This is a genomic window from Chimaeribacter sp. YP20170169, from assembly GCF_056739715.1.
The window spans coordinates 3,846,532-3,860,355 of the sequence record NZ_CP176824.1 but is presented as its reverse complement, the minus strand read 5'-3'; the positions used below and the strand labels follow the sequence as shown (position 1 = coordinate 3,860,355).

The following is a 13,824-nucleotide window of genomic DNA, read 5'->3' as shown; positions in this document are numbered from 1 at the left end:
CCCCTGCTGCCAGCGAAACGTTTCGATGGCGATCACACTTCTCTCTCAATCCTTTTGCCTTCTGACGCCGATTTTTTACACTCCGCTATCGAAACGTTTCGCTGACGGAGCACAAAAATGAAAAAGAGCGCCCTACTAAATGCCGATCTCTCCTATGCCGTTGCCCAGCTAGGGCATACCGACCAGCTGGTCATTGCCGATGCTGGCCTGCCTATCCCGGATAGCGCGTGGCGCATTGACCTGGCGCTGACCCACGGCGTGCCTGATTTCATGACCACTCTCGGGGTGATTACCCAAGAGATGCAGGTTGAGCGCGCGCTGCTGGCCGTGGAGATGGTCGAGCAGAACCCGGCCATCCACCAGCAACTGCTGAGCCATCTGGTGCAACTGGGCGAGCGGCAGGGCAAAGCGGTGGTGGTCGACTACATCCACCACGAGGCATTCAAGGCGCAAAGCACCCAGAGCCGCGCCATCGTGCGCACCGGGGAGTGCTCGCCCTATGCCAACGTCATTCTCTGTGCTGGCGTCACCTTCTGAGGTCTTTATGGACGCGTTACTGCAACTTAAAGGCATTGAGAAATCCTTCCCCGGCGTCAAGGCGCTGTCGGGCGCCGCGCTCTCCGTCTATCCGGGCCGGGTGATGGCGCTGGTGGGCGAAAATGGTGCCGGCAAGTCCACCATGATGAAAGTGCTGACCGGCATCTACCAGCCGGAAGCAGGCAGCCTGCGCTATCTGGGAGAGGAGACCCGTTTTGCCGGGCCGAAAGCCTCCCAGGAGGCGGGCATCGGCATCATCCATCAGGAGCTGAACCTGATCCCGCAGCTGACCATTGCGGAGAACATCTTTTTAGGCCGCGAGTTTGTAAACCGGTTTGGTGGCATCGACTGGGCGCGTATGCACAGTGAGGCTGGCAGGCTGCTGGCGCGCCTCAACGTGCGCCACAGCAGCCACCGGCTGGTGGGCGAGCTGTCGATTGGCGACCAGCAGATGGTTGAGATCGCCAAGGTGCTGAGCTTTAACTCGCGGGTCATCATCATGGATGAGCCGACCGACGCCCTGACTGATACCGAAACCGCCTCGCTGTTCAGCGTCATCCGGGAGTTGCGCAGTCAGGGGTGCGGTATCGTCTACATCTCCCACCGGATGAAGGAGATCTTCGAGATTTGCGATGACGTGACGGTCTTCCGTGACGGCCAGTTTATTGCTGAGCGCGCGGTCTCCTCGCTGGAGGAGGAGTCGCTGATTGAGATGATGGTTGGCCGCAAGCTGGAAGACCAGTACCCGCACCTCTCCCAACCACGCGGCAAAACGCGGCTGGTGGTAAACGGCGTACGTGGGCCGGGGGTGGAACAGGCCAGCTTTACCCTGCACAGCGGCGAGATCCTCGGTATCTCCGGGCTGATGGGCGCGGGCCGCACCGAGCTGATGAAGATCCTCTACGGCGCGCTGCCCCGTACCGGCGGCAGCGTGGAGTTGGATGGTCAGCCCGTCACGGCGCGTACCCCACAGGCGGGGCTGGCGGCTGGCATCGTCTACATCTCTGAAGACCGCAAACGTGACGGGCTGGTGCTCGGCATGTCAGTGAAAGAGAACATGTCACTGACCGCCCTGCGCTACTTCAGCAAAGAGGTCGGGCGGCTGCGCCATGCCGACGAGCGGCAGGCGGTCAGCGACTTTATCCAGCTATTCAATATCAAAACCCCTTCAATGGAGCAGCCGATTGGCCTGCTCTCCGGCGGCAACCAGCAAAAGGTGGCCATCGCCCGCGGCCTGATGACGCGCCCAAAGGTGCTGATTCTGGATGAGCCGACGCGCGGGGTGGATGTCGGCGCGAAGAAAGAGATCTACCAGCTGATTAACCAGTTCAAGCAGGAGGGGCTGAGCATCATTCTGGTCTCCTCAGAGATGCCGGAGGTGATCGGCATGAGCGATCGCATTCTGGTCATGCATGAAGGGCGTATCAGTGGCGAGTTTGCCCGTGGGCAGGCGACACAAGAGGTGCTGATGGCCGCGGCCGTCGGCAAGCAACACAGCGCAACACAGGAATAAGCAGAGATGAGTAGTCAAGCACTGCCGGCCAAGCGCTGGTTCAACAAAACATGGTGGCTGGAGCAGAAATCACTGATCGCGCTGGTGGTGTTGATCGCCGTGGTGTCATCAATGAGTCCCAACTTCTTTAGCCTGAACAACCTGTTCAATATCCTGCAACAGACTTCGGTCAACGCCATCATGGCGGTCGGCATGACGCTGGTGATCCTCACCTCCGGCATTGACCTCTCTGTTGGGTCACTGCTGGCGCTGACCGGCGCGGTCGCCGCCTCGCTGGTGGGCATGGAGGTCAACGCCTTCCTGGCAGGCGCGGCAGCGCTGGGACTGGGCGCGCTGGTGGGCGCGGGCACCGGGGTGATTGTGGCGAAGGGGCGGGTGCAGGCATTTATTGCCACGCTGGTGATGATGCTGCTGCTGCGCGGCGTCACCATGGTTTACACCAACGGCAGCCCGGTCAACACCGGTTTCTCTAATGCCGCCGATACCTTTGGCTGGTTTGGCATCGGCCGCCCGCTGGGCATTCCGGCACCGGTCTGGCTGATGGCGCTGGTGTTCCTCGCCGCCTGGTACATGCTGCACCACACCCGCTTGGGCCGCTACATCTATGCGCTGGGCGGCAACGAGGCAGCGACGCGCCTCTCCGGCATCAGCGTCAATAAGGTCAAAATCATCGTCTATGCCCTGAGCGGCATGTTGGCGGCGCTGGCTGGCATCATTGAGGTAGCACGCCTCTCCTCCGCCCAACCAACCGCCGGTACCGGCTATGAGCTGGACGCCATCGCTGCGGTGGTGCTGGGCGGCTCCAGTCTGGCCGGTGGCAAGGGGCGTATCATGGGCACCCTGATTGGCGCGCTGATTCTGGGCTTTTTGAACAACGGCCTAAACCTGCTCGGCGTCTCCTCCTATTACCAGATGATCGTCAAGGCGGTGGTAATACTGCTGGCGGTGCTGGTAGATAACAAAAGCAAATAATTTTCCGATACGTTTAGAGGATACACACATGACAAAGATGAAAAAGTTGGCGACCCTGATCTCCGCCGTGGCCCTGAGCGCAACCTTCTCCACTCAGGCTCTGGCGAAAGATACGTTGGCGCTGGTGGTCTCTACGCTCAATAACCCCTTCTTCGTGACGCTGAAAGATGGCGCGCAGAAGGAGGCGGACAAACTCGGCTACAACCTGGTGGTGCTGGATTCGCAGAACAACCCGGCCAAAGAGCTGGCCAACGTGCAGGATCTGACGGTGCGCGGCACGAAATTGCTGCTGATTAACCCCACCGACTCCGACGCGGTTGGCAATGCGGTGAAGATGGCGAATCAGGCCAACATTCCGGTGATCACCCTCGACCGTGTTGCGACACATGGCAACGTGGTGAGCCACATCGCCTCCGATAACCGCGCTGGCGGCAATATGGCCGGGGAGTTCATCGCGAAGAAACTAGGCAGCGGCGCGAAGGTCATCCAGCTGGAGGGCATTGCCGGGACTTCCGTCGCGCGTGAACGTGGCGAAGGCTTCAAGCAGGCGCAAGAGAAGAATAAATTCACCCTGCTTGCCAGCCAGCCCGCCGACTTTGACCGCACTAAGGGCCTGAACGTCATGCAGAACCTGCTGACGGCCCACCCGGATGTACAGGCCGTGTTCGCCCAGAATGATGAAATGGCGCTGGGCGCCCTGCGCGCGCTGCAAACCGCGGGCAAAAGCGACGTGATCATTGTCGGTTTCGACGGCACCGCCGACGGCGTGAAGGCCGTACAGGGTGGCAAACTGGTGGCTACCGTGGCACAACGCCCTGACCAGATTGGGGTGATTGGCGTCCAGACCGCCGATAAAGTGTTGAAAGGTGAAAAGGTAGCGGCGATCATTCCAGTCGATCTGGAGCTGGTGGCGAAATAAACCTGCCGTGGCGGGCGTGCATCGCGCCCGCCCTGTGGAAGCGGTAATGACATGTCAGGAGTGGCGGGAAGCATCATGAAGAACGGCAAACTAGTGGTTCTGGGCAGCATCAACGCTGACCATATTCTCAATACGACGCACTTTCCGCGTCCCGGCGAAACGCTGATCGGGTCGCACTATCAGGTTGCCTTTGGCGGCAAGGGGGCCAATCAGGCCGTGGCGGCTGGCCGCAGCGGCGCAGAGATCGCCTTTCTTGCCTGCGTGGGCACGGATGATATCGGGGAGCGCATCCGCCAGCAGTTGGCGGCAGACAACATTGATACCCGGCCGATTGAGGCGATTGAGGGAACCACCACCGGCGTCGCGCTGATCTTTGTTAACGGTGAGGGCGAAAACATGATTGGCATCCACGCGGGTGCCAATGCCGCCCTGACCCCCGCCTATCTCGAGCGCTATCAGGATGAAATCAAAAACGCCTCCGCGCTGCTGATGCAGCTGGAGTCGCCGCTGGAGAGCGTGATCGCCGCCGCCACGCTGGCGAGAGCGCACCAGACCCAGGTGATCCTCAACCCTGCGCCCGCCTGTGAACTGCCGGATGCGCTGCTGGCCTGTGTGGACATGATTACGCCCAATGAGACTGAGGCGGAGCTGCTCACGGGCATCGCCATCCGTAACGATCAGGACGCCGCCCGTGCCGCCGCCATCCTGCACGACAAAGGGATTGCGACAGTGCTGATCACCCTTGGCAGTCGCGGCGTCTGGCTCAGTGAGCAGGGCGAGGGCGAGCTGATTCCTGGCTTCCGTGTGCAAGCCGTGGATACCATCGCCGCTGGCGATACCTTTAATGGCGCGTTGCTGACCGCCCTGCTGGAGCAACGCCCGCTGAAAGCGTCGGTACGCTTCGCCCACGCGGCGGCAGCGATTGCCGTGACCCGGCCGGGCGCGCAACCCTCCGTGCCGTGGCGTCAGGAGATCGATGCCTTCCTACAACAACAGGGGTGACGTTTGGCCACCATGAAAGATGTCGCCCGCCTGGCGGGCGTCTCCACCTCGACCGTCTCCCATGTCATTAATAACAACCGTTTTGTCAGCGACAGCGTGCGCGAAAAGGTGCTGGCGGCGGTAGAGTCGCTCAACTATGCCCCCTCCGCCCTCGCCCGCAGCCTAAAGATGAACCAGACCCACACCATCGGAATGCTGCTGACCACCAGTAGCAACCCCTTCTACGCCGAACTGGTGCGAGGCGTGGAGCGCAGCTGTTATGAGCGCGGGTATAGTCTGATCATCTGCAATACCGAAGGGGATGTGGAGCGCATGAACCGCAATTTGGAGATGCTGCTGCAAAAGCGGGTCGATGGGCTGCTGCTGATGTGCACCGAAACCCATCTCCCCTCCGAGGATGCGCTGCGCCGCTACCCCTCCCTGCCGATTGTGATGATGGACTGGGCGCCGTTCCCGGATGCCAATGACATTATCCAGGATAACTCCTTGCTGGGCGGCGAGCTGGCGACCCGCTATTTGATAGAACAGGGCTACCGGCGCATCGCCTGCCTTGCTGGCCCGCAGGACAAAACACCCGCCCGTGCGCGGTTGGCTGGTTTCCTGCGCGCCATGCAACAGGCGGAACTGGCCGTGCCGGCGGAGTACCTCATCTATAGCGATTTTGAATTCGCGGGGGGAATGGCCGCCATGACGCAGTTACTGGCGCTCCCCTCCCCGCCCGAGGCGGTCTTCACCAGCAATGATGCGATGGCGGTCGGCGCGTATCAGGCGCTCTACCAACACGGGCTGTCAGTGCCAGCGGATGTGGCGGTCATCGGCTACGACGACATTGAGCTGGCGCGCTACATGACGCCGCCGCTGACTACGGTGCACCAGCCCAAAGATGATCTGGGCGAACTGGCGGTAGATACACTGCTGCACCGCTTGAAAAACCCGGCAGCTGAACCGCAGCGGCTGGTGCTGACGCCGGAACTGGTAGTGCGCGACTCGGTCACGCGGCGCTAGTCAGGGCGCCTCGGTCAGGAGTGTCAGGCAAGCAATGCGCGCCGCCTCACCATCACCCTCTAATATGGCGGTGACTATTGCGTGGTGATGCGCCAGCTTGATCACTTCATTATCTGTGATGGTTTCGAAATAGCGGTGATAGACCGATCTAAACAGATTGGCGAAAGAGGTCAGGAACGGATTGCCGCTGGCCTCATACAGCAGCTGGTGGAAGTGGCTATCCACTCTTATCCAGCGTTCGCGATCAAAGTTATCATCCAGCGCGCGCATCTCTGCCATATATAAGGAGAGGCGCTGCTTCTGTTCCGCAGTCGCCAGGCTCGCAGCCAGAGAGCAGGCTTGCGGCTCCAACGCAGTACGCATAATAAGGAAGTGCTGCATCACCTCTTCGCTGTTTGCCTGTTTCATCCACCAGGTCAGCAGATCCTGATCGAGGAAGTTCCAGTTTGCCTGAGGCATCACCCGTGTCCCAATACGCGGACGCGGCAGGAGCATCCCTTTCGCCGCGAGAATCTTAACGGCCTCGCGCAATGCGGTACGGCTGACGTGATAGATCTCAGCCAGTTCCATCTCTCCCGGCAGAATGCTCCCCTCTTTATAGACGCCCGCCAGCAGTTGCTGGGCAAGTTTTTCCGCAAGAAGGTATGAAAGGTTACGCTGGGCAGCCTGTTGCTGCGCATTGATGGGCATAATTATCGTCCTGGCTCACCGCGCAAATGCGGCGTTGATACCAGCGATTATGGGCAGAACTGGCCAAAGAGGGTAATAAAAAGCATAAATCTGCTCCTTTATAGTGCAATATGTCTAAACATTCGCCGATTGAATCTTTTTTTGAAATTAGGGGTTGCGGCCTGCCGAGAACTCCCTATAATGCGCCTCCACTGACCGGGAACAACGACCAACACGTCGCCGGGTCAGCGGAGAGGCCCTCAGCGGAGACGCTGAAAACACTAGAAAATAGTGCTTGACTCTCCGGTGGGAAAGCGTAATATGTGCCTCCCACGTTACCGAAACGAAACGGTAACGACTGCTCTTTAACAATTTATCAGACAATCTGTGTGGGCACTCACAAGACGATATCGAGCATCTTCGGATGCACAAAATATTAAGTCTTGAAGAGTGACTAACTGAAGTAAAATTCAAACAGTAACCTTTGAGCATCGCTACCTTGTGTAGCACATCAAGCTTTTAATTGAAGAGTTTGATCATGGCTCAGATTGAACGCTGGCGGCAGGCCTAACACATGCAAGTCGAGCGGCAGCGGGAAGTAGCTTGCTACTTTGCCGGCGAGCGGCGGACGGGTGAGTAATGTCTGGGGATCTGCCTGATGGAGGGGGATAACTACTGGAAACGGTAGCTAATACCGCATAACGTCGCAAGACCAAAGCGGGGGACCTTCGGGCCTCGCGCCATCAGATGAACCCAGATGGGATTAGCTAGTAGGTGGGGTAATGGCTCACCTAGGCGACGATCCCTAGCTGGTCTGAGAGGATGACCAGCCACACTGGAACTGAGACACGGTCCAGACTCCTACGGGAGGCAGCAGTGGGGAATATTGCACAATGGGGGAAACCCTGATGCAGCCATGCCGCGTGTATGAAGAAGGCCTTCGGGTTGTAAAGTACTTTCAGCGAGGAGGAAGGCGGTAAGGTTAATAACCTTGCCGATTGACGTTACTCGCAGAAGAAGCACCGGCTAACTCCGTGCCAGCAGCCGCGGTAATACGGAGGGTGCAAGCGTTAATCGGAATTACTGGGCGTAAAGCGCACGCAGGCGGTTTGTTAAGTCAGATGTGAAATCCCCGAGCTTAACTTGGGAACTGCATTTGAAACTGGCAAGCTAGAGTCTCGTAGAGGGGGTAGAATTCCAGGTGTAGCGGTGAAATGCGTAGAGATCTGGAGGAATACCGGTGGCGAAGGCGGCCCCTGGACGAAGACTGACGCTCAGGTGCGAAAGCGTGGGGAGCAAACAGGATTAGATACCCTGGTAGTCCACGCTGTAAACGATGTCGATTTGGAGGTTGTGCCCTTGAGGCGTGGCTTCCGGAGCTAACGCGTTAAATCGACCGCCTGGGGAGTACGGCCGCAAGGTTAAAACTCAAATGAATTGACGGGGGCCCGCACAAGCGGTGGAGCATGTGGTTTAATTCGATGCAACGCGAAGAACCTTACCTACTCTTGACATCCAGAGAACTTGGCAGAGATGCCTTGGTGCCTTCGGGAACTCTGAGACAGGTGCTGCATGGCTGTCGTCAGCTCGTGTTGTGAAATGTTGGGTTAAGTCCCGCAACGAGCGCAACCCTTATCCTTTGTTGCCAGCGATTCGGTCGGGAACTCAAAGGAGACTGCCGGTGATAAACCGGAGGAAGGTGGGGATGACGTCAAGTCATCATGGCCCTTACGAGTAGGGCTACACACGTGCTACAATGGCGCATACAAAGAGAAGCGAACTCGCGAGAGCAAGCGGACCTCATAAAGTGCGTCGTAGTCCGGATTGGAGTCTGCAACTCGACTCCATGAAGTCGGAATCGCTAGTAATCGTGGATCAGAATGCCACGGTGAATACGTTCCCGGGCCTTGTACACACCGCCCGTCACACCATGGGAGTGGGTTGCAAAAGAAGTAGGTAGCTTAACCTTCGGGAGGGCGCTTACCACTTTGTGATTCATGACTGGGGTGAAGTCGTAACAAGGTAACCGTAGGGGAACCTGCGGTTGGATCACCTCCTTACCTAGAGATATTTGACTGTGCAGTGCTCACACAGATTGTCTGATAGATGTACGAGCAAAGCGTCTGCGAAGCTGACCACGTGTCCCCTTCGTCTAGAGGCCTAGGACACCGCCCTTTCACGGCGGTAACAGGGGTTCGAATCCCCTAGGGGACGCCACTTGCTGATGATGGGTGAAAGACATTATCAACCGATATCTTAAAGCTGACTTACGAGTCAGGTTTACGATATTTGCTCTTTAACAATCTGGAACAAGCTGAAAATTGAAACCTTACAGCCCTGTCTCTCTCCGTAGAAGTCTTGAGAGATGGCGCATGTAAGAGAGTCTCTCAAATAATCACATCCTGATGGAAACATCTTCGGGTTGTGAGGTTAAGCGACTAAGCGTACACGGTGGATGCCTAGGCAGTCAGAGGCGATGAAGGGCGTGCTAATCTGCGATAAGCGTCGGTAAGCTGATATGAAGCGTTATACCCGACGATACCCGAATGGGGAAACCCAGTGTGATACGTCACACTATCTCTGCATGAATACATAGTGCAGTGAGGCGAACCGGGGGAACTGAAACATCTAAGTACCCCGAGGAAAAGAAATCAACCGAGATTCCCCCAGTAGCGGCGAGCGAACGGGGAACAGCCCAGAACCTGAATCAGTTTGTGTGTTAGTGGAAGCGTCTGGAAAGTCGCACAGTAAAGGGTGATAGTCCCGTACACAAAAATACACAGGCTGTGAGTTCGATGAGTAGGGCGGGACACGTGACATCCTGTCTGAATATGGGGGGACCATCCTCCAAGGCTAAATACTCCTGACTGACCGATAGTGAACCAGTACCGTGAGGGAAAGGCGAAAAGAACCCCGGCGAGGGGAGTGAAATAGAACCTGAAACCGTGTACGTACAAGCAGTGGGAGCCTTGATTTATCAGGGTGACTGCGTACCTTTTGTATAATGGGTCAGCGACTTATATTTTGTAGCAAGGTTAACCGAATAGGGGAGCCGTAGGGAAACCGAGTCTTAACTGGGCGTCTAGTTGCAAGGTATAGACCCGAAACCCGGTGATCTAGCCATGGGCAGGTTGAAGGTTGGGTAACACTAACTGGAGGACCGAACCGACTAATGTTGAAAAATTAGCGGATGACTTGTGGCTGGGGGTGAAAGGCCAATCAAACCGGGAGATAGCTGGTTCTCCCCGAAAGCTATTTAGGTAGCGCCTCGTGAATTTATCTTCGGGGGTAGAGCACTGTTTCGGCTAGGGGGCCACCCCGGCTTACCAACCCGATGCAAACTGCGAATACCGAAGAATATTATCACGGGAGACACACGGCGGGTGCTAACGTCCGTCGTGAAGAGGGAAACAACCCAGACCGCCAGCTAAGGTCCCAAAGTCATGGTTAAGTGGGAAACGATGTGGGAAGGCATAGACAGCCAGGATGTTGGCTTAGAAGCAGCCATCATTTAAAGAAAGCGTAATAGCTCACTGGTCGAGTCGGCCTGCGCGGAAGATGTAACGGGGCTAAACCATGCACCGAAGCTGCGGCAGCGACGCTTAGGCGTTGTTGGGTAGGGGAGCGTTCTGTAAGCCTGCGAAGGTGGACTGTGAGGTCTGCTGGAGGTATCAGAAGTGCGAATGCTGACATAAGTAACGATAAAGCGGGTGAAAAGCCCGCTCGCCGGAAGACCAAGGGTTCCTGTCCAACGTTAATCGGGGCAGGGTGAGTCGACCCCTAAGGCGAGGCTGAAAAGCGTAGTCGATGGGAAACAGGTTAATATTCCTGTACTTGGTGTTACTGCGAAGGGGGACGGAGAAGGCTAGGCTGGCCAGGCGACGGTTGTCCTGGTTTAAGCGTGTAGGGGGAGAAGGCAGGTAAATCCGCTTTCTTATTAACCCTGAGGCGCAATGACGAGCCACTACGGTGGTGAAGTAGCTGATGCCCTGCTTCCAGGAAAAGCCTCTAAGCTCCAGGTAACACGAAATCGTACCCCAAACCGACACAGGTGGTCAGGTAGAGAATACTCAGGCGCTTGAGAGAACTCGGGTGAAGGAACTAGGCAAAATGGTGCCGTAACTTCGGGAGAAGGCACGCTGGCACGTAGGTGAAGGGACTTGCTCCCGGAGCTGAAGCCAGTCGCAGATACCAGCTGGCTGCAACTGTTTAATAAAAACACAGCACTGTGCAAACACGAAAGTGGACGTATACGGTGTGACGCCTGCCCGGTGCCGGAAGGTTAATTGATGGGGTTAGCGGCAACGCGAAGCTCTTGATCGAAGCCCCGGTAAACGGCGGCCGTAACTATAACGGTCCTAAGGTAGCGAAATTCCTTGTCGGGTAAGTTCCGACCTGCACGAATGGCGTAATGATGGCCAGGCTGTCTCCACCCGAGACTCAGTGAAATTGAACTCGCTGTGAAGATGCAGTGTACCCGCGGCAAGACGGAAAGACCCCGTGAACCTTTACTATAGCTTGACACTGAACATTGAGCCTTGATGTGTAGGATAGGTGGGAGGCTTTGAAGTGTGGACGCCAGTCTGCATGGAGCCAACCTTGAAATACCACCCTTTAATGTTTGATGTTCTAACTCGGCCCCGTTATCCGGGGTGAGGACAGTGTCTGGTGGGTAGTTTGACTGGGGCGGTCTCCTCCTAAAGAGTAACGGAGGAGCACGAAGGTTAGCTAATCACGGTCGGACATCGTGAGGTTAGTGCAAAGGCATAAGCTAGCTTGACTGCGAGAGTGACGGCTCGAGCAGGTGCGAAAGCAGGTCTTAGTGATCCGGTGGTTCTGAATGGAAGGGCCATCGCTCAACGGATAAAAGGTACTCCGGGGATAACAGGCTGATACCGCCCAAGAGTTCATATCGACGGCGGTGTTTGGCACCTCGATGTCGGCTCATCACATCCTGGGGCTGAAGTAGGTCCCAAGGGTACGGCTGTTCGCCGTTTAAAGTGGTACGCGAGCTGGGTTTAGAACGTCGTGAGACAGTTCGGTCCCTATCTGCCGTGGGCGTTGGAAGATTGAGAGGGGTTGCTCCTAGTACGAGAGGACCGGAGTGAACGCACCACTGGTGTTCGGGTTGTCATGCCAATGGCACTGCCCGGTAGCTAAGTGCGGAAAAGATAAGCGCTGAAAGCATCTAAGCGCGAAACTTGCCTCAAGATGAGTCTTCCCTGGGGCCTTGAGCCCCTGAAGGGACGTTTAAGACGAAGACGTTGATAGGCCGGATGTGTAAGTGCAGCGATGCATTGAGCTAACCGGTACTAATGACCCGTGAGGCTTAACCTTACAACACCGAAGGTGTTTTTAGAGACACGATATTCAGCTTGGTTCAGATATCTGATGGCCCGGTGGGCGGTCAGAGCACAGAATTTGCCTGGCGGCACGAGCGCGGTGGTCCCACCTGACCCCATGCCGAACTCAGAAGTGAAACGCCGTAGCGCCGATGGTAGTGTGGGGTCTCCCCATGCGAGAGTAGGGAACTGCCAGGCATCCATTCACAAAACAGCCTCATGCGACAGCATGGGGCTTTTTTGTTTGTCTAAATTTCGAAAAAACAGTGCAAACCTACACGGATCTCGCCTTTAGATGGCATTAACAAGCGTGTTATCTGCTCTTCTCTGCGCTGAATAGTCTACTGTCGCACCAGCCACTGTTGAATAAACTCTGCTATTTGTCTTGGCTGATTGAGATCCAAAGCCATGATCCCCTCATCTACCAAGCTATCACTCGCTACTGCAATCACATGTTGATCGATCAGGCTCTCCAATGAACGCCCTACGGCTGCGCGGTACAACGCGATCTTGGGAATCGGCTCATGTTTGAATCCCTCCACCAAAATCAGATCGATCTTGTCGCCATCAAAACGGCTCGCGAGATACGCCAGATCTGGCTCCTCAGCATTATCAGGCGTCTCTGTCATTAACGCCCACCGGCGCCCGCTGGCTACCATTGTCTGATTGGCACCTACCTTACGCAGTTCATAACTGTCTTTGCCCGGTGTATCGACATCAACATCATGGTGACTATGTTTAATCAGGCCAACCCGTACCCCGCATTGCGCCAGTAAGGGGATAAGCTGTTTTAGCAACGTGGTTTTGCCGGTACCGCTATAAGCGACAATGCCTAGAAGGGGACGCGTATTCATCTTAATCCGCCGTTGGAAGACTTGGTAAATCTGCTGGAGTGTTGATATTACGGAACGCACTGGCCTGTGGGAAAGTGACAGCCTGAGCATCAAGCTGCTCGAAGAGGAGCATCAACTTACGGTCGCCGTTACGTAAAAACTGCTCCAATGTGTCAGTGACATGCCGGTTCAGTAAGCAGAGCGTCGGATGCGCCCGTTGGCCGTCATGGGCATAGGCTGCCATCGCCTGATGGCGCCCTGACCATAACCGGGCAATCAGGTCAGTTGGCAGAAAGGGCACATCACACGGCACAAATGCCACCCAGTCAGTGTTACTGTTCCGCAGCCCCGCCAGCATCCCAGCCAACGGGCCGGCAAAGCCAGGGAAGGTATCGCGAAAGGTTGGGTAGGCGGCAGAGTAGATCTCCAGATTACGGTTGGCGCTGATCATGATGTGATCGAGCTGTGGTGCCAGCCGCTCCGCGACATGTTGAAAGAGCGGTTTGCCGGCCAATCGCACCAGTCCCTTGTCTTCACCGCCCATTCGGCTGCCCTGTCCTCCGCAAAGAATCACGCCTGTTATGGATAATGCTTCCATATTCATCTCTCTAAATATGTCGTGGCACTGATTGTAGCGCCGATAGTCGGTGGCGCGGCATTTACTTTTATTGACAACTGCGACCCTTTCACTGGGCCGGCATCCCTGCTACTTTGTCGGTTTCTTACGAAAGAGGGATAGGGTGATGAATAGCCATCGGGTGAATGAACTGATCGCGCTGCTTCAACCGGCATGGCAGCAAGATGCCGATCTCAATCTACTGCAATTCCTGCAAAAATTGGCGCAGGAGAGCGGATATCAAGGCGAACTGGCCGATCTCAGTGATGATACGTTGATCTATCATTTGAAGATGCGTGGCAGTGACACGACGGAAGAGATTCCCGGCCTGAAGAAAGATTATGAAGAAGACTTTAAAACTGCCATTCTGCGGGCCCGTGGCGTCATTAAGGATTAGCCTTCCCCCTCCCTTTGAA

10 protein-coding genes, 1 tRNA gene and 3 rRNA genes are annotated in these 13,824 nt (G+C 56.3%); 11 read left to right on the top strand and 3 right to left on the bottom strand.

The features are described 5' to 3' along the window. Positions 1-117: 117 nt before the first annotated feature. The 6 genes from rbsD to rbsR all read left to right on the top strand — a co-directional run bounded on the left by rbsD (position 118) and on the right by rbsR (position 5,948). Positions 118-537, top strand: a complete 420-nt coding sequence (gene rbsD, locus ACK3SD_RS17600; RefSeq protein WP_481126329.1) for a D-ribose pyranase — start codon at positions 118-120, stop codon at positions 535-537. Positions 538-544: 7 nt separating this feature from the next. Beyond that, positions 545-2,050 carry a ribose ABC transporter ATP-binding protein RbsA gene (gene rbsA / locus ACK3SD_RS17595; protein WP_481127581.1) on the top strand — a complete coding sequence of 502 codons (1,506 nt, stop codon included), beginning with the start codon at positions 545-547 and terminating at the stop codon, positions 2,048-2,050. A 6-nt stretch (positions 2,051-2,056) separates the two neighbouring features. Beyond that, positions 2,057-3,022 (top strand): ribose ABC transporter permease, encoded by a 966-nt coding sequence (gene rbsC, locus ACK3SD_RS17590; RefSeq protein ID WP_481126328.1) that lies wholly within the window; start codon positions 2,057-2,059, stop codon positions 3,020-3,022. Positions 3,023-3,050: 28 nt separating this feature from the next. Beyond that, on the top strand, positions 3,051-3,941 hold the full coding sequence (gene rbsB, locus ACK3SD_RS17585) for a ribose ABC transporter substrate-binding protein RbsB (protein WP_481126327.1): 891 nt from the start codon (positions 3,051-3,053) through the stop codon (positions 3,939-3,941). Between the two features lie 75 nt (positions 3,942-4,016). Further along, entirely contained in the window at positions 4,017-4,943 is a 927-nt protein-coding gene (gene rbsK, locus ACK3SD_RS17580) for a ribokinase (RefSeq protein ID WP_481126326.1), read from the top strand. 3 nt (positions 4,944-4,946) lie between these two features. After that, positions 4,947-5,948 (top strand): ribose operon transcriptional repressor RbsR, encoded by a 1,002-nt coding sequence (gene rbsR, locus ACK3SD_RS17575; RefSeq protein ID WP_481126325.1) that lies wholly within the window; start codon positions 4,947-4,949, stop codon positions 5,946-5,948. On the opposite strand, the gene ACK3SD_RS17570 is transcribed toward rbsR, so the two are convergent. Then, positions 5,949-6,638 (bottom strand): FadR/GntR family transcriptional regulator, encoded by a 690-nt coding sequence (locus tag ACK3SD_RS17570; protein ID WP_481126324.1) that lies wholly within the window; start codon positions 6,636-6,638, stop codon positions 5,949-5,951. It lies immediately after the preceding gene. A gap of 499 nt (positions 6,639-7,137) precedes the next feature. On the opposite strand from ACK3SD_RS17570, the gene ACK3SD_RS17565 reads away from it, so the two are divergent. The 4 genes from ACK3SD_RS17565 to rrf all read left to right on the top strand — a co-directional run bounded on the left by ACK3SD_RS17565 (position 7,138) and on the right by rrf (position 12,157). Continuing rightward, a 16S ribosomal RNA gene (locus tag ACK3SD_RS17565) occupies positions 7,138-8,677 on the top strand. Between the two features lie 81 nt (positions 8,678-8,758). Further along, a tRNA-Glu gene (locus ACK3SD_RS17560) sits at positions 8,759-8,834 on the top strand. A 211-nt stretch (positions 8,835-9,045) separates the two neighbouring features. Then, positions 9,046-11,954 (top strand): 23S ribosomal RNA (locus ACK3SD_RS17555). An 87-nt stretch (positions 11,955-12,041) separates the two neighbouring features. After that, a 5S ribosomal RNA gene (gene rrf / locus ACK3SD_RS17550) occupies positions 12,042-12,157 on the top strand. The 16S, 23S and 5S rRNA genes sit together here with 1 tRNA gene alongside, the layout of an rRNA operon. A gap of 143 nt (positions 12,158-12,300) precedes the next feature. Here rrf and mobB read toward each other — a convergent pair. Beyond that, complete coding sequence (gene mobB, locus ACK3SD_RS17545) at positions 12,301-12,813, bottom strand: molybdopterin-guanine dinucleotide biosynthesis protein MobB (RefSeq protein WP_481126323.1); 513 nt, start codon at positions 12,811-12,813, stop codon at positions 12,301-12,303. A gap of 1 nt (position 12,814) precedes the next feature. Then, the gene (mobA, locus tag ACK3SD_RS17540; protein WP_481126322.1) at positions 12,815-13,390 is read right to left on the bottom strand and encodes a molybdenum cofactor guanylyltransferase MobA; all 576 of its coding nucleotides are present in this window, start codon (positions 13,388-13,390) and stop codon (positions 12,815-12,817) included. A gap of 145 nt (positions 13,391-13,535) precedes the next feature. On the opposite strand from mobA, the gene ACK3SD_RS17535 reads away from it, so the two are divergent. After that, positions 13,536-13,805 (top strand): YihD family protein, encoded by a 270-nt coding sequence (locus ACK3SD_RS17535; protein ID WP_137764805.1) that lies wholly within the window; start codon positions 13,536-13,538, stop codon positions 13,803-13,805. Positions 13,806-13,824 lie beyond the last annotated feature (19 nt).